General features: G+C 56.4%; 16 protein-coding genes and 1 other RNA gene. 6 read left to right on the top strand and 11 right to left on the bottom strand.

The window, feature by feature from the left end; translation table 11 throughout:
- The 6 genes from CRI93_RS14120 to CRI93_RS14090 form a co-directional block, all read right to left on the bottom strand.
- Positions 1–589: DUF4917 family protein (locus CRI93_RS14120; RefSeq protein WP_176521888.1), on the bottom strand; the 589-nt coding region annotated here is incomplete at its 3' end.
- Positions 590–752: 163 nt separating this feature from the next.
- Positions 753–1,310 carry a hypothetical protein gene (locus CRI93_RS14115; protein WP_098063290.1) on the bottom strand — a complete coding sequence of 186 codons (558 nt, stop codon included), beginning with the start codon at positions 1,308–1,310 and terminating at the stop codon, positions 753–755.
- A 133-nt stretch (positions 1,311–1,443) separates the two neighbouring features.
- Positions 1,444–1,722 (bottom strand): hypothetical protein, encoded by a 279-nt coding sequence (locus tag CRI93_RS14110; RefSeq protein ID WP_098063289.1) that lies wholly within the window; start codon positions 1,720–1,722, stop codon positions 1,444–1,446.
- 2,046 nt (positions 1,723–3,768) lie between these two features.
- Positions 3,769–4,404, bottom strand: a complete 636-nt coding sequence (locus tag CRI93_RS14100) for a hypothetical protein (protein ID WP_098063287.1) — start codon at positions 4,402–4,404, stop codon at positions 3,769–3,771.
- Between the two features lie 130 nt (positions 4,405–4,534).
- Entirely contained in the window at positions 4,535–5,350 is an 816-nt protein-coding gene (locus tag CRI93_RS14095; protein ID WP_098063286.1) for a protein NO VEIN domain-containing protein, read from the bottom strand.
- A gap of 116 nt (positions 5,351–5,466) precedes the next feature.
- Positions 5,467–6,951 carry a caspase family protein gene (locus CRI93_RS14090; protein WP_098063285.1) on the bottom strand — a complete coding sequence of 495 codons (1,485 nt, stop codon included), beginning with the start codon at positions 6,949–6,951 and terminating at the stop codon, positions 5,467–5,469.
- A 505-nt stretch (positions 6,952–7,456) separates the two neighbouring features.
- Here CRI93_RS14090 and CRI93_RS14085 point away from each other — a divergent pair.
- Both CRI93_RS14085 and CRI93_RS14080 read left to right on the top strand, forming a co-directional pair.
- Positions 7,457–8,494 carry a CPBP family intramembrane glutamic endopeptidase gene (locus CRI93_RS14085; RefSeq protein WP_141491731.1) on the top strand — a complete coding sequence of 346 codons (1,038 nt, stop codon included), beginning with the start codon at positions 7,457–7,459 and terminating at the stop codon, positions 8,492–8,494.
- A 189-nt stretch (positions 8,495–8,683) separates the two neighbouring features.
- Positions 8,684–9,673 carry an NAD(P)H-quinone oxidoreductase gene (locus CRI93_RS14080; protein WP_245850554.1) on the top strand — a complete coding sequence of 330 codons (990 nt, stop codon included), beginning with the start codon at positions 8,684–8,686 and terminating at the stop codon, positions 9,671–9,673.
- 108 nt (positions 9,674–9,781) lie between these two features.
- On the opposite strand, the gene mdh is transcribed toward CRI93_RS14080, so the two are convergent.
- On the bottom strand, positions 9,782–10,726 hold the full coding sequence (gene mdh / locus CRI93_RS14075) for a malate dehydrogenase (protein ID WP_098063283.1): 945 nt from the start codon (positions 10,724–10,726) through the stop codon (positions 9,782–9,784).
- 234 nt (positions 10,727–10,960) lie between these two features.
- On the opposite strand from mdh, the gene CRI93_RS14070 reads away from it, so the two are divergent.
- Together CRI93_RS14070 and CRI93_RS14065 are read left to right on the top strand one after the other, a co-directional pair.
- Positions 10,961–11,869: a 5'-nucleotidase, lipoprotein e(P4) family gene (locus CRI93_RS14070; protein WP_098063282.1), complete on the top strand. Its 909-nt coding sequence runs from the start codon at positions 10,961–10,963 to the stop codon at positions 11,867–11,869.
- An 18-nt stretch (positions 11,870–11,887) separates the two neighbouring features.
- The gene (locus tag CRI93_RS14065; RefSeq protein WP_141491730.1) at positions 11,888–13,618 is read left to right on the top strand and encodes a DEDD exonuclease domain-containing protein; all 1,731 of its coding nucleotides are present in this window, start codon (positions 11,888–11,890) and stop codon (positions 13,616–13,618) included.
- 284 nt (positions 13,619–13,902) lie between these two features.
- On the opposite strand, the gene CRI93_RS14060 is transcribed toward CRI93_RS14065, so the two are convergent.
- Positions 13,903–15,429 (bottom strand): alkaline phosphatase, encoded by a 1,527-nt coding sequence (locus CRI93_RS14060; protein ID WP_098063280.1) that lies wholly within the window; start codon positions 15,427–15,429, stop codon positions 13,903–13,905.
- Between the two features lie 468 nt (positions 15,430–15,897).
- Between CRI93_RS14060 and CRI93_RS14055 the strand changes: the two genes are divergently transcribed.
- A complete protein-coding gene (locus CRI93_RS14055) occupies positions 15,898–16,683 on the top strand; it encodes a zinc ribbon domain-containing protein (protein ID WP_098063279.1) in 786 nt (261 codons plus the stop codon).
- A gap of 63 nt (positions 16,684–16,746) precedes the next feature.
- Positions 16,747–17,187, top strand: an RNA gene (gene rnpB, locus CRI93_RS14050) — RNase P RNA component class A.
- Between the two features lie 164 nt (positions 17,188–17,351).
- Here the strand turns inward: rnpB and secG are convergent.
- The 3 genes from secG to CRI93_RS14035 all read right to left on the bottom strand — a co-directional run bounded on the left by secG (position 17,352) and on the right by CRI93_RS14035 (position 19,235).
- Entirely contained in the window at positions 17,352–17,732 is a 381-nt protein-coding gene (gene secG / locus CRI93_RS14045) for a preprotein translocase subunit SecG (RefSeq protein WP_098063278.1), read from the bottom strand.
- Between the two features lie 157 nt (positions 17,733–17,889).
- Complete coding sequence (locus CRI93_RS14040) at positions 17,890–18,447, bottom strand: NUDIX domain-containing protein (RefSeq protein ID WP_098063277.1); 558 nt, start codon at positions 18,445–18,447, stop codon at positions 17,890–17,892.
- A 65-nt stretch (positions 18,448–18,512) separates the two neighbouring features.
- Positions 18,513–19,235, bottom strand: coding sequence for an RsmE family RNA methyltransferase (locus CRI93_RS14035; RefSeq protein ID WP_098063276.1), 723 nt, complete (start codon positions 19,233–19,235; stop codon positions 18,513–18,515).
- Between the last annotated feature and the right edge of the window lie 200 nt (positions 19,236–19,435).

Genomic DNA, 19,435 nt, shown 5'->3' with positions numbered 1-19,435 from the left:
GACCGCTCTTCGTCCGACGGTTGACGTATCGTTCGGTGAGACATGAGACTGTGGCTCCATTCATCGGTAGCGACGCAAAACTTTCCATCGCCGGCAACCCGTAATGTTCTTTCGCTGCTCTACTTAAAACCCAGTAGAGGAGTAAATCATAGTTGGTCGAGTACACCGACCCTCCTGTATCCAGAAATAACCTTATGAACTGCGAGCATGACTTACTCTGATCCTCTGGAATTTTGAAGACGTGCTCAGGGTGGAGTTCTTTAACCGCCTCAAGCAAGCTATGCTTGAGCTTCTTGCTCGCATTCGCCAATCTTTTCTTAAGCATCTCATCACCACCGAGGGCATCTAAGATCGCCAAGAAATTATCAAGCTGGCTCATTATCACTTCGAAGTTCCTCGTCTTTACGACAGAAAATATTGTCGTCAAGTCCTCATCGTCCAACGCAGTTACGAAGTCGTGCAAGGCGTTGTAAGAGAAAATATCGGAATCGTACGCCATGCTAAACCCGTTTCCCAGGAGCAGCTGGAATTCGCGATCAGAGTTTTTGTCTATTGATTTACGGACGTCATCGAAAGTCTCCAACTTCATATGATTCCTGTCCTGCATATTCGTGAAGCATAACGGGGGAACTCTGCCGCGAAGGGCAACGCAAAGCTATGAATCGAGCAGTGGAGGTGCTATCGCCTGAATTTCGCTAGAGCCCTTCGTCGGCAGCAGTGTGGTGTTATGTGCATAGCATTCAGGCGCACCATTACTCATCTTGTGATTGCTCCGACGAGGCTCCGCCAATAAGCTTAGAGTCTTGGAACTTGTCTAGCGACTGGAGTGGATTTGCACCATGTTCGACTATCATTCTCCTGATATCTTCCTCACTAAACCCCGCTTCCTTCAAGACTTGGGTCTTCAGTCTCTCAATTTCAAGTTCTCCCTTTTCCTTTTCTTGCTCACTTCGAAAATCGATGTCCTTATTCCTCTCGTGACGGTCATTCAAATACTTGCGTAACGACTCAATCGGGTTAAGCACACCGAGAAACTCCCACCATCCGGGAGATTCGATGACTACGGAGTCAAGACGCAACTCATCCTCAGGTAGAATCAGACCTCTGATTCGCTCAAACGGTACAGGATATTCGAATGGCGGCGGGTAATATGGACGCTTCCGAAATAAATCCTCCCGGTTTGAAATATAGAATTCAATGACATAAAGATTGTTGTAAGCTTCCTCTAGGGCTGTCAGAAACTCTGCAATTTCTTTGACTTTAGCTCCTCTTCGAGCTTCGATTCTCAACCTTCCGTATTGCTCAGCCATGGTTTCTGATATTCCTCTCTATGCACATAACGATGAAACTCTGCCGCGAAAGGCGACGAAAAGTTACGAATCGAGCAGCCGAAGCGCTATCGCTAGAATCTGGCCACAGCCCTTCGTCGGCAGCAGTGTTGGGTTATGCCTCGTCTCGGTTGGCTTGTGCGAGAATCAGCTCCAAGTCATCAGGATACAGGCGTGTGTGTTGCCAGTAGTAGCGGCAGCCTTTGTTTCCGTTCAACTCGTTGAGACGCTCGACCTCTTCCCTCGCAGCCTCGATGGAAGCTACAATCTTTTTGATTATGACCGTCGTGCTCGCTTCTGGAGCGTTGCTGTTTCCTGCGAAATACTGAAGATCACCCAGTCGCGACTCGAGACGGATGATCGCGTAAACTGGGATAGACGACTGATTGCTCATAAGAATCGCTCAACGAGGCATAGCGTCTGAGCTAAGCGGCGCGGCTTTAGCCGCGTCCGGTGGAGGCCCGAAGGGCCGGAACGTACTTGAGCGGCTTGTTATACGGCAACATATGCGCAACTGCAAACGCCCGATTTGGTCAGATTTCTCGGAACTGTTCTGAAAGATCGCAAACCCACCTAGCCATTCCTTCGTCTTAAGCTAAAAAAGACGCCGGGAATAGTGAATAGCAGCCCAAAGATTAGTAAGCAATATCCCGGGCATATTGGCGTACCAAGATGCGGAATCAGTTTAGTACCTTGGTAGATCTCAATAACCCCTGCGATACAAATACCTAAGCCAATGAGGTCAAGCAAAACGTATCTAGCTCGATACCCGGCCCTTTCCTCAAATCTTGTCAAATCGTGTCCGTATAACGGGTCGAGCTCACCGGCGGTGGTACACCGAGCCTCGCGGTGAGCAACGGAGACACGGCGACAATTCCAAGGCGCACACGGACACCGTCCGGTGCAGCGCGGTGTTATGTGCCCCGTCAGGTATACCGCTTGACCACATCTTTCAGGACATCGGGTTGGTATATCCACATTTCATTCGAGCCATCGAAAAAACCATCTCTTTTTGCCTTATCCCAGTGCCTCCGGGCTTCCTCATAATATGGAAGCTGTACTCGTCGAAAGAGCTCAGTGAACTCACGTCCGTTCTCAAAGCTAACACCGTCATAATTAGGGGCGTGGTACGGCCCAATGTCTATGAAGTGCAAGAGCATCACGAGACCTTTTTCTCCTGTGAAATTGGATAGACCGACATCACTTCTGTGTGATTTGTCATGGTGTTGATAGCATCCCTGCGGCCGTGGTTCTACAGAGCGAGGCACGTTGGGATCTACCCGCGGCGAATGCGGCACGTGGTGAACGATGTTGAAGGAGTGTGCGGGCTCACCTGTTGCTTCTATCCACTCCACCATGCCCTCGCTTGGCGAGTTGATGAGTTGATCGCACGTATCGCAGTAGAACTCTTCGAGTGGTTTCAGCATGATGGCTTCAATCTGTTAAGGCACATAACGGTCGAGTTCACCTGCGGTGGGCTTCATCGGCACCACTTCAGAAATGCAGCAATACGTTCGAACAAGTGCACCGTGGCAAAGAAAGTTGCCATGCCCACCGTCAGGTGCAACGATGGGTTATACGTACGTCCTATCCATATAGTCTTCGCACTTCGTCGCGCGTCACTACATTGTTGTCCCGCTTGCTCTCTCCAAGAGGTACTTCAACCGTCAGCGGGTGTTGTTCTGATTGGTTCTTTTTGAACTCATTCTCCTGTGATTTAGTGATTTGAAACGGTAACTCAACCTTGATGTCAGCTTCTGCAGAGTCGTTTGTCCATGCCAGTATCCGAAGCTCATATCGGCCGCGTGACAAGTCCAGGCTCTCATTTGTTCGCGGGTCCCACGCAAACTGCACAGTCTTACTGACTGAGGAGTGTCCTTCCAGTGATATTGGTTGCGCAATCCTATTTGTCTGCCAAGACCGAAGTAGCGTTTCGTCATCCGTCGATATGCCAGCGAACTCACTCCAGGAGAGATCAAAGCATCGAGTAGGATCAGATTTCGACTCGATAACCATTCTTACTTCAATAATTGAACACCCTTTCGGGCCTCGATTGAAAAACGTAATCGGGATGTAGAATCCGACACCGCCCCAGACAATGTCATTCGATGTGAAACGAGGGAGTGGGTAGAAGAACAATTTCCTTCCCAGTGACAGGCTGGGCTGCGCACTTCCCAAATGCGCTGTGTAAGCCACCCACGCAGATAGAAGCAAGCTGAGCAGTGAAGTACCGAATGCAAAACCTGATAGCATATGAAATCGATGTTCCCTACGTATAACGGACTAGCTCAGGCGCGAGCCCGCACAACTTACGAACGAAGCGCAGGAGACGCTACCTGTTGGCAAGGGCAAAGCCGGTGGCAGGCTCGTCGCCTGCAGCGTGGTGTTATGCCTACCTGACGCTTGATTCAAAGCCGATTCGTGCACGAGAGTTTGTGCCTCAACTCGGGTGGGCTCCGCCTTCCTGCGCGCGGATCTCGTCGGCAATCTCGTGGAGGCGCTTCGCCTCCCATCTCTTTGGGAGCGAATCGACGACCTCCGCGCCGCGCCCCTCGAAGTCGTATGTGCGCTGTAGCGCCCGAAGCACCTTCTCGTCGGTGTAGCCGACCACGTACACCCTCCAGGGTTCTACCCACCACATGCCCCAGCGGCCGCTCGGGCCAACCAAGCCGTGGTCCAACACGGAGAGTGCAACACCTGGTACGGCTTCGTTAGGCACGTCTTCATGGGGGTCGTTCAGCGTCGGCCAGGGGAGGTCGGCGGGATAGCGGAACAGCTCGTAGGGTTTCTCTTCGCTCGAATCGAGCGGAAGCAACAGCATGAATTCATCTTCGCCTGCTTCAAGCAGAAACTCCTTAAAGGTGCTGAACTGGGATTCAGAGAGAAACAGATCTTCGCCCAGCAAGGCGAGGTCACACGACGCCTGGAAGATCGGGGCGGGGAATCGCGGCCAAGCGCTGTAGTCGTGGCGCTTCTCCAAAGCGGGCACCTGAATCACCGACTGGAGAACCGGCCACACTTCTGAGATCTCGTCTTCGCCCGCCTCGAAATGCCGTCGACTTCGTTTCTCGTCCATTTCTGTGAGTGGTAGGCATAACGTAAAAATTCAGCCGCGACGGGCTTCAAAACGTACCAATGGAGCGCAGGAAACGCCAACTTTCGAAAACGGCAACCACCCGTCGTCGGCTGAAATGATGTGTTATGCATCACTCCTCGATCTCCTCCCCGAGTGAAACTCTGAATTTTGTGGGTTGGAGCAGCAAATCTTCTTCCTCGATCAACTTGACTGGATTTCGCAACTTGGTCACGTCCACGCTTTCAGTTCCCACCCCCTTGACACGGTATATCCAGTAATCATCCCCGTGTTGTTTTGCCGTCCGAAGCTCATTGATCGTAATCTCAAAATCAGTGTAGTGGGATTTACTTGACTTCACTTCGATATATTTCTCATCGCCGTTACTGTAGTAGGAAAGGATGTCAAAACCGGCGGCTACATTTTCCAAAGATACCCGGTGGACTCGGTCTGCAAGCTCTGCCAGTCCGTTCGACTTGAGCTCCTGAATTTCGTAGGATAGAACATACTCTTCTCCAGCCTCACCGATCTCCTCCGCGATTTCTTGGCTCTTCTTAAATGTTTCCGGATCGATTTCCTCGTCTTCGTCAAAGTCACCGCGAGCGGTTGCTTCACTCTTGGCGTTTTCTAGAACTTGCCAACCACGTTCAGAGATTTCCCATACTCCGTGACGCGGAGAGTTTAAATGTCCCTTCTTTTTGAGATCATTTCTAGCCCACCTAACCATGTTTTTCCACTTTGACCGCCCTGATGCAGGAATTTCAGTGTTTCGAGCTTCCTCAGAGAGATCAAAGTAATCTGCCAAGGCCTCATAAACAGTTCTGCCATGAGGCCCTCGCTCAGAGGGCTTGCTGCGACCGCCTCTTTTAGACAACTCCCTGAGTAAAGGAATCTGAATCTCACTGTACTTTGGAAACATGGCTGAGTGATGTATAACGACCTTGCGCATAACCTGCGCACGGATTGATGTTGAATTAGCAACTAACGAAAGAAGAGCTTTAAAACCAAGGCCGGCAGAGAATTGGCGAGGTGCGTCCGCGTTAATGCGCGGGTTATAGAACTCTTTTAATTTCTAGTTATTGAAGCATCAAATGGAAAGCCTATTTTGGAGTTTTCTTCAAGGTCGTAATTAGTAGTTATTTTTAATAAATCGAGGGGAGCTGATGTTAAATAGGCAATTCTTGATTTTAATCTTGAAAAAAGAAGTGATTCAAAGTAAATATCATCATTGGAAGTAAAAAATGGACTATCGTGATTATAGCGTAATACACTATTACCTTCGTATTTTATATCACTGACATCATATTTATCGTCTACATCAGTGGTTTTATTTTCTTTAAGTACTACATTTAGATTTATCGATTGCTTCTCACCCGGAATAAAAAATAGTTCTTGTTCAAAAGGTTTAAGATGATCTTGGATGAATTCAAAAGATTTTTGATAGTCATCTATTTGTGAAAGTGTGTAGATCTTGTTAAGAAAACCGTTTTTTATATTACTTTTTCTAAAATCACCTTCAGAGTTAAAATATACTTCAAACAATATTCCATTGAGAACATGGTTTTCTTTGTTCTCATTAAATCGACTAATATTTTGCTCGAGATTGTTCATAAATTCAACAGCTACAAAAGCATTACCCTCAGCAGCTTGAAGAATATTCCTACCTAATACAAATAACTTATCGTCATTAACTTTACTAGGATTAATACTACTGATTCGATGAATTGCTGGATTCTGAATATTCCAGTTATGAGATTTTAAATCCTTGATGATCTTCGTAATACTATCATCTTCATGTATGTTAAAATCCTTATCCAATATAGCTTCTGTTGAATAAGGAGTTCCTATTGCATGAATTAATTGCCCCGTGTTAAATTTAAATGAACCAGTTAATGAAGTGTGTTCCCATGATGTTTGTTTACCATTTGAAAAAGCATAAACAGAATTCCTAACCCGTTTAAAAAATTCTTCTATTGATATATTTTCCTCTTCGATATGTTCTAATAGAGCTTTAGTATATAACCCATTACGACTATTCCCATCTGCTGCTTTTTCACCAGGAGAAGTTGCATAAGCAATTAAAGTCCCTTTAGGAGCATACATTGGTGCTAGCCCTTGCTGGGTTACACTCCTACTCCAACTTTTTTCGAATGGATTATCCCGACATGCATCTAAGATGATAATATTACTATCATTTTTAGCTCGTTCCATATAGTCTAGAACTTTATTAAGAGTAAACGAGCTATATTTTGCATCAACTTCTGAGTCAAAGTTAGTATCAACTGCTGTTATAAAATTTTCACCCTCTATTTGCATTCCATGACCAGCAAAATAGAAAATCCCGATATCATAATTATCAAGCTCTTTTTGGAATGAGGATATATGGAAATCTAAAGTTTTTAAGTCTAAGTTTGTTTGAACGTTTACTTTATATCCAAGTCGTATTAAAACTTTAGCAAAATCATTCGCATCATTTTCTGGGTTATCCAATCGATTACCAGATGACTGGTACTCTGAGTTTCCAATAATTAAGGCTAATCCCTTCTTCATTTTAAAGTTCTGTAGTTAGAGTTCTATAACCTATACTTATATCAACACACTTGACATAGCACGCATCCATAAATCCGCGTAACACACTGGTAAGTCAATGCGATGGGTGTAGCGGACCCGGTGCTATGTCAACACACGTGGCATAGCACGTTATGCGATGCGGGGGGCATGTGCGGTGTGCTATCAAAGTATAGCGAAGCGATGAGCCGGGTGCAAACCTCCCACGTGGCGTCTGGGTGGGCGGCGTGTTTTCCCCGCGTGCTGGGTGGTTTGGGGCGAGCCTGGATTGTCCGCGCGGGCTGTGCGGCTTTCTGTGCGCATCGAGGTGTTGGGGCACGGATTGATCTGTACGCTCGGGGCGCTGACTTCTGGGTTCCATCTAACTCTGAACGGTTCTGCTGCTGCGCGATGGGGCGGGGAGGCTGCATGCATCTTGCGCTTCTGCATGTCGTATGGGAGATGCAATGTATTCGTGCTCCTTCCCTGGTATTTCTGGATCGCTTCGATGTCTCGCTTTCTGCAACAGGCCTGGATGGGCCGCTCGGGCTGGTCGCCATATCTTATGACGCTGCTCTCGCTCATTGTGGGCGCGTTTGTCGTGGGCAGTATCGGCGTGGTGGCGCTGGTGTGGCTGCTGTCGGGAAGCCTTCCGGTGGAGCCGGGGGCGGCCACGCCGGAGGCGTTTGGGCTGACGGATCTGCAGTTCTTTGGGGTGAATATGCTGCCGTTTGTCATTCTGCTGGGGGTGCTGGCGGTGTGCCTGCCCGTGTTTCATCGGCGCCCCTTGCGCTCCATCATTACGCCCACCGAACAGATCGACTGGAAGCGGCTGGGTGTGGGCACGGCGGCGTGGATGGGGCTGATGGTGGCCACGCTGGGCATTGAGGCGCTGGTGACGACGGAGGAGCTGGCGATTACGTTTGAGTGGAAGCCGTTTCTGTATCTGCTTCTGCTGGCGGGCACGCTCATCCCTATTCAGGCCAGCGTGGAGGAGCTGGTGATGCGCGGCTATCTGATGCAGGGCGCGGCGCGTGCGCTGGGCTCGGGATGGGCGGCGGTATTGGTGTCATCGGCTCTGTTCGGGATGCTGCACTGGGCGAATCCGGAGGTTGCCAGCTTTGGCGCGGGCCTTATGATGGCGTATTATATGGGCTTTGGCGCCTTCATGGCGCTGGTGGCGCTGGCCGATGATCGCCTGGAGCTGGCGATGGGCATCCACATTGGCAACAATCTGTTTGGAACGGTGGTCGTCACGTTTCCGGAGTCGGTGCTCACCACACCGGCGCTGATCCGGCTGGAGTCGATGGCGCCCACGCCGGGCACGCTCTTTACATGGGGGGCGGTGGCGCTGGTGTTTGCGGTGCTCATGGGGCAGCGCTACAACTGGACGTGGCACGGCCTGCTTGAGCGACTGGGTCCGGTCGACCGGCCCGACGATGCGCCGTCCGAGGGGCCGTCTACGCCGTCGGAGCGCATTGAGGCGTTTCGGGCGCGGCGGATGGACACGTCAGCAGACGATACGCCGGATACGCCCCGCGAGTAGCACGGCAGGGGACCGGCCCAGCGCAAAGGATTGTCGTCATGCCGAAATCACGCCCCGCCGCGCAGCACGTTTCAGTGTCCCCTCGGAAACAGTAGCCCGAGCCCGTTCGCTTGACAAGTGTTAGGGGGCCCGTCTCTGGCCCAGCACAGCCTTTACTCTACACGCCTTTACTCTACTCTCCAAAAGCTTATGCCTACCATGCGCGCTGTTGTTGTAGATACGCCGGGCGATCCCGATCAGCTTACCATTCGCGATATTGAGCGGCCCGAGCCGAAGCCGCATGAGGTGCGCATCCGCGTGCAGGCCACCGCCCTGAACCGGGCCGACACGTATCAGCGGCGCGGGCACTACCCTCCGCCCGACGGCGCCCCCGACACGCTGGGACTGGAAGCTGCAGGCATCATCGATGCCGTGGGCGCAGACGTAACTGACTGGGCGCCTGGCGACCGCGTGTGTGCGCTGCTTCCGGGCGGCGGATATGCCGAGCATGCGGTGGTCCATGCCGGTCATGTCTTTCCGGTCCCCAAAGATATTGATTGGGTGCAGGCGGCGGCGTTTCCAGAGGTATTTCTCACGGCCTACCAGGCGCTGCAGTGGCTGGCTGATCTGCAGGACGGCGAAACGGTGCTCATCCACGCCGGAGCCAGCGGGGTGGGCACCGCGGCAACGCAACTGGCGCGACTGCAGGATGCCACGGTACTTGCCACTGCTTCGGCCCCCAAGCATGACATCTGCCGCGAGGCCGGTGCGCAGCACGTTATTGACTACGAAAGCGAAGACTTTGCCGAGCGCGTGCCGGCCCTCACCGAGCACGGCGCAGATGTGGTGATCGACTTTGTGGGCGCGTCGTACTTCAATCGCAACATTGAGGTGATGGCCACAGATGGCCGCCTCGTGCAGCTTGCTACCATGGGCGGCAGCACGGTCCAGGAGGTGTCGCTGCGCGCGCTCATGGCCAAGCGCATCCACGTGTACGCCTCGACGCTGCGCAGCCGCTCTGATGCGTACAAAACGCAGCTCGTGCGTGCGGCGCGGGCCGTGCTTTCCTCGCACTGGGCTGCGGGGCGCATTGCCCCGGTCATCGACTCGGTGGTGGACTGGACCCGCGTAGCTGAGGCCCACCGCCGGATGGAAGCCAATGCCAACGCGGGTAAGATCGTGCTTCGGGTGGATGCGTAGGTCCTCCGGAGCGCGGCAGGGATGGCGCTACATAGAAAAGCCTCCGCATCCCCCTAAAACTACAGGCAGATACGGAGGCTTCGTTACGCTCCAGCAAGAAGCAGCAGACTACTTCACTTCGCCCTCGTCAATGAGGCGCTGCAGGTTGTCGAGATTGTCCTGCACATGCTCGGCGCTGGTATCAAGCAGGGCGCGCTCGTGGTCGTCGAGCTCCACTTCGATAATCTCTTCGACGCCGTCGGCCCCCAGCACAATCGGCACGCCGATGAAGAAGCCCTCCAGGTCGTACTCGCCATCCACGTAGGCCGCCGCAGGCAGCACGCGTCCGTTGTCTTTGATGATGGCCTCGGTCATTTCTGCCGCCGCCGCACCGGGCGCATACCAGGCCGAGGTGCCCATCAGGTCGACGATTTCGCCGCCGCCGCCCTTGGTGCGCTTCACAATGTCGTGGATGGTGTCGTCGTCGAGCCACTGCGGCAGCGGAATGCCGCCAATGGTGGTGTAGCGGGGCAGCGGCACCATGGTGTCGCCGTGGCCGCCCATGAGCAGCGCCTGAATGTCGCGCACCGACACGCCGAGTTCTTCAGCAATGAACGCGCGGTAGCGGGCGGTGTCGAGCACACCGGCCATGCCCATGACGCGCTCGGGCGGGTAGCCGCTGGCTTCGTACGCCACGTAGGTCATCACGTCGAGCGGGTTCGACACCACGATGATCGTGGCCTCGGGACTGTGCTCCACAAACTGCTGGGTGACGCTCTTGACGATGTTTGCGTTCTTCGCCAGCAGGTCGTCGCGGCTCATGCCGGGCTTGCGCGGCAGGCCCGCCGTAATAATGCAGACCTCCGAATCCGCCGTGTCGGCGTAGTCGGTCGTGCCGGTAAGGTAGGTGTCGAAGCCGTGGATGGGCGAGGACTCGACCATGTCGAGGGCTTTGCCCTGCGGCACGCCATCCTTGATATCGACCATCACGACGTCCTGCACCATGTCTTTGCGCGCAACGCATTCAGCAACGGTGGCGCCTACGTTGCCTGCGCCGATAACTGTGACCTTCATAACATTTGGGAGTCTTGAGAAGAAAGGGGATGCACACGGCTAAACATACTTGTGGGCGTGCTTCGATGGTAGCCAATATTTCGCAAAAACAAAGCGCTACCGTGACGGATGCGCAGCCTTAGCATGGGGAAAGTTGCAGGTGGCCGCATGTGGTAATTAGATTAGATGGTCCGATGCTTGTGCATCGAACTGCCATGATTCCACTCCTTGCCTTTTGTTGATGCTGTGACTGATATGTTTCACCGTTGGACGACCCGCACCGCGCTACTTCTTTTTCTTATGATTGGGGTAGGCGGATGCGCGAGTACCGCATCCACTACCGAATCGTCTGAGCAGACCGCGCCAGCAACCGCCCAGGCGGAGCTGCAGCATCAGAGCCTGAACGCCACGCTCTGGGTGCAGCGAAGCGCCGAGTACGGCGCGCTGGTGCGTCAGACCTACGCCCAGGCCGCCCAGCAGCTTCCGGCACTGCTGCAGGACTCCACCCTCACCGCTGCCGTGGAGCAGAACGAGCAGATGCGCGTCGGGGCCTATGCTGATCTTCCGCCCGCCGTCATTCTCGACGTCGACGAAACGGTGCTCGACAACTCGGCCTACCAGGCGCGCCTCATCTTGGATGACGAGACGTACGACACCGAATCGTGGAACGCATGGTGCCGCGAGCGCACAGCCACGGCCGTGCCGGGCGCGCTACGCTTTGTCGAGGAGGCCGCTAACGCTGGCGTCGCCGTGTTCTACCTCACCAACCGCCGCAACGTCGTCCGTAAAGCCACACGCGACAACCTGGAAGCGCTCGGCTTTCCGGTTTCGGAGGAGCGCCTCATTATGCGCGGGCAGCGCGAGGACTGGAGCGCCTCCGACAAAGCCCCGCGCCGCGAGCACATCATGCAGTCGCACCGCATCGTGATGCAGATTGGCGACAACCTGGGCGACTTCCTCTCTGAGGTCGAAACCACCCTCAACGAGCGCGAACGCATGAGCGCAACCCACCGCGGATTCTGGGGGACGCGCTGGTTCATGCTTCCGAATCCGCAGTACGGCTCATGGGAGGGCGCGCTCTTCGACTATGACTACAGCCTCTCGCCCGAAGAGCAGCTTCAGCGCAAGCGCGATCAGCTTGTGCCTGCGCGCTCCGAAGAGTAGCGCTGCCGCCCCCTGCTCGTGTTGTTTGCTCGTACTGGTACCGGCATGCCCTCGCTCGACCAAACCTGCTTTGTTGTTACCGACACCGAAACCACCGGCCCCAAGGCGGGCCAGGATCGCATCATCGAACTGGGCGCAGTGAAGGTGCAGCACGGCGAAGTCATCGACCGCTTCCAGTCGCTCATCAACCCGGAGCGCACGGTGCCAAAGAACATCCAGCGGCTTACGGGCATCAACACCGCCATGGTCGTCGATCAGCCGCACATGACCGATGTGCTGCCGGACTACCTCGACTTTCTGGGCGATGATGTGCTGGTCGCGCACAACCTGTCGTTCGATGAGAAATTCCTGAACGCAGCCCTCACCCGACTGGGCCACGAGCCGCTCAGCAACGACACGCTGTGCTCACTCCGTCTGGCGCGCCGCCTTTTGCCCGGACTCAAGTCGCGTGGGCTGTCGGCGCTTTCTACGTTCTACGACGTGCGCGTAAACGGGCGCCACCGGGCCCTGGGGGATGCCGAGGCGACCGGACGCATTCTCATGCGGTTTCTGAACCAGTGCGCCTTCGAGCACCAGATCGACACCCTCGACGAGCTGATGCGCTTTCAGAACCGCTCGTATCGCAACGTGCGAAGCGCGCCGCCCCACATCGACCGGCTGCGCAACGAGACGCTGCCCGCTCTGCCCGATGCGCCGGGCGTCTACTTCTTTAAGGCAAGCACCGGCACCACGCTCTACATCGGCAAAGCCAAGCGGCTCTCGAACCGGGTGCGCAGCTACTTCAGCGGCATCGAGTCGAAGCCGGCGCGCACACGCAAGCTGCTCAAGAAGCTGCGCCGCATCACCTGGCGGACGACAGATACGGAGCTGGAGGCGCTTTTGCTGGAGGCGCGGCTCATCAAAGAGAAGAAGCCCAGCTACAACCGCGCGCAGCGCCGCTACCGGCGGCGGCCCTTCTTGATGCTCGACCGCACCGAGTCCTACCCCAGGCTGGGCTGGTCGTACCGCCTTGAAAACGACACCGCCGCCTATTACGGTCCGGTGCGCAACGCCGACCAGGCCGAACTTATCATCGACATGGCGGCGCGGCGCTACCCGCTGCGCGAGTGCGACGACGACACGCTGCGCCTGGGGCAGCGCTGCCTCTATGCCGATATGGACCGCTGTCTGGCGCCCTGCGAAGATGACGTTGATGCCGACTACGACACAGCAGTCGATCAGGTCGAATCCTTTCTGGAAGGGCGCTCCAGCGATCTGCTCGACTACCTGCACGACCGGATGCATGATGCCTCCCAAAAGCTCGACTTTGAGCGCGCCGCCCAGTTTCGCGACGGCCACGAGGCTGTCGAGCGTTTCGTGCGTCGGCAGCAGCTGTGGCAAGCACCCGTGCGCAGGCGGCAGGGCGTGGTGTGGTATCACGACGACATCGACGGGACGATGCACGGGCTGTGGATCCGCCATGGACGCCTTTGCGGCACCACGGTGTACGACGCCGACACGCGCGCCGATGCGGCCTGCACCGAGGCCCAAGCGCACATCGACACCTGGTTAGTGGGCGAGGAGGAAATGGATGTCACCAAGCGTGCTATCAACGAAATTCGGCTGGGGATGCACTGGCTGTACCGGCATCGCAACGACATCTGCGTGGTGCCGTGGCGTGGCGACCTGTCTACATTCCAGGCGGCTACCCGCCGCGCGTGGGCCACACTGCGGGGCGATGATGTGACGGCAGAATCTGAAGCGGCATAACCGACTGAGTACGGCCTTCGCATCCCCCCAGAATTGCCCTCCAAAAAAATATCGCGGGGGCGTGTCCGGTCTTCGAGACGCATTGCGCTTGGGGTAATGGAGGCGGGGACGCCGTCGTCCCTGTATCCACCGAAAACGACTGGTTTAACCCACCACCTTGCGTCTGGCAGTTGCCTTTGGTAGCGGCCATACGCAACGCGCGCAGCGCCTCTCACGGGGGACGGAGAGGGCTGCGCGCTTTTTTTGTTGGGTAGGTAGTCTTTGTTAGCGATCGTTATCGGGTTCTATCCTTCGGCGTGGGCACGCACGCCCGCAGTGTCCACCATCAGATCGAACAGCTCGGTGTTGCGCACAAAGCTGCCAATGGTGTCGCTGCCGGGGCCCATGGCAACGAGCGGCACATAGTCGGACGTGTGCATGCTGCCCGTCCAGTTCACGGCGGTGTAATTCGCCTGGATGGCCGAAAGAACCGCCGAGGGACTGCTGCGCGGCTGGTAGACCGCCTCGAAGTCGCCCTGCATCGCTTGCTTCAGGGTCGAGGCCTGCCCCGTGCTGATGTCGAGGTTGCAAGCAAACGCCACGCGCTCCTGGATTTCATCGACCGCGCTGTCTTCGTCAAGCTCGCGAAAGATCCACTCGTTCGAGCGACGGAAGTCAGCAATGCGATCAAACATAGCAGGCGAGTCTTCATAGCGATCGCCGATGGCATTGAGGCCGGGGTTGGCGTTGCCGTGGTCGGTGGTAACCACGAGCAGCGTATCATCGCGGTCGGCCACAAAGTTGAGCACAGTGGCAATGGTCTCGTCGAATGCCACCTGGTCGTAGAGCAAGCCCGCGGTGTCGTTCGAATGCGCGCCGTGGTCCACGCGTCCGCCCTCCACATGCAACAGAAAGCCCTCTTCGTGCTGGTTCAGTCGACCCAGCGCCGCCTCGGTCATCTCGGCAAGCGACGGCACCGTGCGCTGGAGCCGGTCGATGCGACGGCGGTCGATTTCGTAGGGCAGGTGGCTGTCGAAGAACAGGCCCAGTGCTTTTTCAGCGCTGGCCACCTCGCCCAGGTCGCTTCGGCTGCGCAGCACGCGGTAGCCCGCGTCGGCAAAGGCGGTGGTAAGATCCTGATTGTCGTCGCGCCCCTCAGCGGTAAAGTGACGCGCACCGCCGCCCATGAGCAGGTCATACTCGCGCTCCAGGTACTGCGCTGCAATGTCGTCTTCCATCCACCGCTGCGGCATGTTGATGCCAAATCCGGCAGGCGTAGCATGGGTGATGCGCGCGGTGCTCACCAGGCCCGTGGCCTTCCCGGCATCCCGAACAATCTGGCAGATGGTGCGATAGGGATTCTCGTCGGGGTCCATGTTCAGCATCGTATTGTTGATGCGATGGCCGCATCCCCACGACGAAGCCGCGGCGGCAGACCCCGTCACGAGCGAGTTGAGCGGCGTCATGTCCATGAACGCTTTTGCGTCGTAGGCTTGCTCGCGATAGAGATCAACCCAGTGCGAGGTGCGGTCGTGGTGGCGCTGCAGCAGCTGGTCGGTCATGGTGAGCGTGCCCTGGCTCATGCCGTCGACCACCAGGAAAATGATGTTGCGGGCCTCCCCCTGCACGTCGGCTCGGGGACGGACAGAAGCTGCTGCCGTTGCCCCGTCGCCGCCCCACAGGCCCATGCTGAGTGCCGCAGAGGAGAGCGCGGTCCGCTTAAGGAATGCCCGGCGGTCTACGCCACGCGACGCCTCGCTTTCGCCAGACGTGCTGTCGGGCGAAGCAGGGCGCGACGACGGATGGGGATCGGAATGGTCCGTAAAAGCCATAGAATCAGTAAGGGAATGTACAGAAAACGAAAAGGGTGCAGGAGCGTAAGCCGTGCCTCAGATCGCACCGCGCCCCCATGCCAACGGCGGGCGTATGCATTAGGTTGGATGTAGTGGTACAGAGTATACCCCGGAAAAGATGACCGCGCTGCGTTGTCTTTTGTTAAACAATGGAACGTATGCGCTTTTCTGTGCGAACTGAAACGTGGGGGCACCCGAAACAGGCTGTGTAGACTGCTGCACCCTGCTTAGGCGCGTTGAATGAGCAGATTGGTGAGTACGTTGCATGCCTCAATTTTGGCTATCGGCCCCGGCGCTCCCCTGCAGGCGCATGGGATTTGGGCAAAACTGATGCAGTGGCAGATGCGATGTCGAATCTTGTGGGCGCCCTGTAGGTTGTAAGTTGTTGGCTACAGTCCATAGTTTGCCCACAACGCGTATACTGACCTACCTCGACCCCTGCCTATTATGGCCACTGCAGAACAGAAGAAAACGATCGAAGAGCAGCTGCGCGCGCTGGTGCGGCTGCAGCACATCGACAACCGCATCGACCGGATTCAGAAGCTGCGCGGCGACCTCCCTGAGGAGATTCAGGATTTAGAGGATGAGCAGGCCGGCTTGCAAACGCGGCTCGACAACTACGAAGAGGAGTTGAAACAGGCCAAGGTCGATAAGCGCCAGGCTGACGTCGACATCAAAGAGGCGGAAGGGCTCATCGAAAAGTACGAGGAGCAGCAGCTTCAGGTGCGCAACAACCGCGAGTACGACGCGCTCACCTCCGAAATTGAAACGCAAAAAGAGCGTATTTCGGAAGCACGCGAAACCATCGAGCGTGCCGAAAAGACCGTTGCCGCGAACGAATCGGCCCTTGAGGATACGCAAGAGCAGCTCGACGAGCTCAATGCGGTTCTCGACGAAAAGAAAGAGAAGCTCGACGAGGTGGTCGCCGATACCAAGGCCGAAGAGAGTGCCCTGCAAGCCGTGCGCGACGAGGCCAAGGAGCAGGTGGACGACCGCTACCTGCGTTCCTACTCCAAGCTGCGTGAGCGGGTGCGCGACGGCCGGGCGGTGGTGCCCCTGCGACGCGGTGCCGCTGCTGGATTTGCCGTGCCGCCCCAGCGCCAGGTGGAAATTCGCAAGCGCAAACGTGTCATTGCATGCGAGCACACCGGGCGCATTATTGTGGACAAAGAGCTCTACGAAGAAACTGCAGAAGAAACCAACGAGGAGCTTAATCTGGACACAGGGCTGTAGTAGCCTCTTCGAAGCGCTGAATCAATAAAGACATCCCGTTTCAACATCAGCAACCGCACTTTGCGTGCGCTTTAGAGCATCGCTCCGTTGCCCCAAGCGGGTGGCGGTGAGGAAAGTCCGAACACCAGAGGGCACCGTGCTTCCTAACCGGAAGGCGCCCAGGCGGCCTTGGCCGATGGGCGACGGCATGTGCAACAGAAAGCTAACCCGCCGATGGACCCGACCCCGGTTGGGCACAGGTAAGGGGTGAAAAGGGGAGGTAAGAGCTCCTCGGCGCGCGTGGCGACACGGGCGGCCAGGCAAACCCCATGGGGTGCAAGGCTAAGCAGCGTCGCACTGCCCCTTCGAGGGCAGATATCGCGGCCCGCGAAACCGCGACGCGGGTAGGCCGCTTGAGCGCTCCGGCAACGGGGCGTCCAGATAGATGGTGCTCCTGAAGAGACCGAGGCCCCGCGGCCCCTTGCTCTTCACGGACAGAATTCGGCTTATCGATGCGCACGTGGCCGCGACTTTTTGAGGAGCTCGTGTCCTGCACGTGCACGCTGTTACAGAAAACACGCACTGCTGCTACACACCGGGCCAACGCAAAGCGGCAGCCCCCTGCATAAGGAGGCTGCCGCTTTGTAGTTCAAGCACAATTTGGGGAAACGCGTTGTGCGACCTCGAAACTACTCTTGGTCTTGAGACGGCTGCTGCGACCCGCCGTCGCCTGGAAGTGGGGTGCCATCCGTTCCGCCCCCTGGGGCGGCTGGCATCTGCTGCTGTTGCTGCTGTGGGGCCTGCTGTTGGATGATGCTCTCCTCAGGTCCCTCGTTCTGAATCATGAAGTTGATCAGGATGCACAGGACGATAAACGCTGTGCCCAACACCCAGGTAATCTTCTCAAGCAGGTCGGGCGCTTGCCGGGTGCCCAGCACCTGCCGGGTCGCCCCACTGGACGCAATACCTGCGAGTCCGCCCCCCTGACCGCTCTGAAGGAGGATGACTATGATCATCAGGAGCGCAATCAGGGTGATGACGCCAAGCGTAATGATAAACGGAAACGACATTACAGCAGATGTTATTCGTGGGCAGGTAGTGGCAGATACAAGGCGTGGCAGCATACGGCGCTGCTATGTTGCACGCCTGTCACGTTAGCATATATTGCACATGCAACTCATACGTATGCTGCTGGGCACAGCATGTTCAACACGTTGGCGCTTTCGCTTAAATCTTCGCACCACGCTGCTGAATCGCGTAATGCGCCCGGGTGAGTGCGGTAATCGTCTTCATATCAGCCAGCGACCCGTCCATGGCCTGCGCCACTGCCTCTTCGAACGGCAGACGCATGGGCTCTGCAAACTCGTCGTCGGTTAGCTCCTGCTCGCCCTGCGTAAGGTCTTCGGCCAGATACACATGAATGACTTCGTTGCTGTATCCGATGCACGGAAAGAACGTACCCAGTGGAGTGAGCGTCTCTGCCGAGAGGCCGGTTTCCTCTTTCAGTTCACGGCGGCCCACCGCCTCTGAGGGCTCGTCGTCATGATCAAACTTCCCAGCAGGCACCTCTACGAATGTGCGGCGCGGCGGAAAGCGAAATTGTCGGATGAGCATGGTATCGCCGTTCGCGAACAAGGGCACTACCGCGACCGCCCCCGGATGATCGAGCCACTCGCGCGAGGCCGTGCGCCCATCGGGCAGGCGCACCGTGTCGCGATGGGCATGCAAGAGCACACCGTCGAAAAGTTCTTCGGACGAAACGGATGTTTCCGTCAGGTCGATCATAAAGATGAAGGGGCGTTAGCATATCAGGAGGAGCAAAGCAACAGAGCAGCAACCGCCTTGGGCGACTATGCTGCTCGATGTAAGGATACCGCCCCAGCAGCTGTTAGGGCAGCGGTTTCGGCGCGCAGGCGGCGCGGTCCCAGATGGACGAGCTGCGCACCTGCGCGCTGGGCTGTGGCAACTTCATGCGGGGCAAATCCGCCCTCGGGGCCAATGGTCAGCAGCACGCCCGTTGAGGACGGTATCAACTGCAAGGCTGCGGGCAGCGCAGAACGCCCGGCCCCCGATTCGTGGCAGCAGAATGCCGTAAGCCGTGGAAAGCGCACCAGGACATCCGCCAGCGAACACGGCGCCGTAAGATGGGGCACGCGCGAGCGTCCGCATTGCTTCGTAGCAGCAATCATGAGATTACGCAAGCGATCGTATCGAACGTCGGTACGCTCTGCCCGCATGGTGGCCAGCGGAACGATAGTGGTAACGCCCAGCTCTACAGCTTTCTCTACAAGCGTTTCGTAGCGACTTCGTTTGTGCAGCACCCCGGCGGCCAGCACACACGGCGCCTTAGGCTCCCCTACATTGCGTGCAGAGGCAACGACCGTACCCAGGGCTTGCTTCTGCCCCGTATGCTCAAGGCGCACACGATGCCATCCGCCCGTACCATCTACCACGACGACCTCGTCACCGGGGCTGTGGCGGAGTGCACGTACTGCATGGCGGGTTTCATTGGGAGGCAGTACCACACGGCGCCCCCGAAACTGCTCCGGAGGCGCATAGAACGCAGTTGTCATTGGTGTCAAGATGTTGTAGCACAAGAGTCAGGCGAATGCGCTGAAATACACAACGCATAGGGTTTCCCGTCCGGTTCCGCTGTGCAGTGCCGGCTCAACACAAGAAACCAAAGCGGATGCTGGGGCACCGATGCTTGCGGTTGCATCAGGTAAATACTACGTTAAGTGGCGGCTACCGCATCCATTCATATATGGGGGGA

It is taken from the genome of Longimonas halophila (assembly GCF_002554705.1).
In the GTDB taxonomy this organism is placed as follows: Bacteria; Bacteroidota; Rhodothermia; order Rhodothermales; family Salinibacteraceae; genus Longimonas; species Longimonas halophila.
Note: the sequence above shows the minus strand (reverse complement) of the source record. Positions and strands in the feature narration are given on the sequence as shown.

Bases quoted from the DNA above. Each gene is read 5' to 3' on its own strand.
- CRI93_RS14115 (WP_098063290.1), bottom strand. From the start codon at position 1,310: ATGGCTGAGCAATACGGAAGGTTGAGAATCGAAGCTCGAAGAGGAGCT.
- CRI93_RS14110 (WP_098063289.1), bottom strand. From the start codon at position 1,722: ATGAGCAATCAGTCGTCTATCCCAGTTTACGCGATCATCCGTCTCGAG.
- CRI93_RS14100 (WP_098063287.1), bottom strand. From the start codon at position 4,404: ATGGACGAGAAACGAAGTCGACGGCATTTCGAGGCGGGCGAAGACGAG.
- CRI93_RS14095 (WP_098063286.1), bottom strand. From the start codon at position 5,350: ATGCGCAAGGTCGTTATACATCACTCAGCCATGTTTCCAAAGTACAGT.
- CRI93_RS14090 (WP_098063285.1), bottom strand. From the start codon at position 6,951: ATGAAGAAGGGATTAGCCTTAATTATTGGAAACTCAGAGTACCAGTCA.
- CRI93_RS14085 (WP_141491731.1), top strand. From the start codon at position 7,457: ATGTCTCGCTTTCTGCAACAGGCCTGGATGGGCCGCTCGGGCTGGTCG.
- CRI93_RS14080 (WP_245850554.1), top strand. From the start codon at position 8,684: ATGCCTACCATGCGCGCTGTTGTTGTAGATACGCCGGGCGATCCCGAT.
- mdh (WP_098063283.1), bottom strand. From the start codon at position 10,726: ATGAAGGTCACAGTTATCGGCGCAGGCAACGTAGGCGCCACCGTTGCT.
- CRI93_RS14070 (WP_098063282.1), top strand. From the start codon at position 10,961: ATGTTTCACCGTTGGACGACCCGCACCGCGCTACTTCTTTTTCTTATG.
- CRI93_RS14060 (WP_098063280.1), bottom strand. From the start codon at position 15,429: ATGGCTTTTACGGACCATTCCGATCCCCATCCGTCGTCGCGCCCTGCT.
- CRI93_RS14055 (WP_098063279.1), top strand. From the start codon at position 15,898: ATGGCCACTGCAGAACAGAAGAAAACGATCGAAGAGCAGCTGCGCGCG.
- secG (WP_098063278.1), bottom strand. From the start codon at position 17,732: ATGTCGTTTCCGTTTATCATTACGCTTGGCGTCATCACCCTGATTGCG.
- CRI93_RS14040 (WP_098063277.1), bottom strand. From the start codon at position 18,447: ATGATCGACCTGACGGAAACATCCGTTTCGTCCGAAGAACTTTTCGAC.
- CRI93_RS14035 (WP_098063276.1), bottom strand. From the start codon at position 19,235: ATGACAACTGCGTTCTATGCGCCTCCGGAGCAGTTTCGGGGGCGCCGT.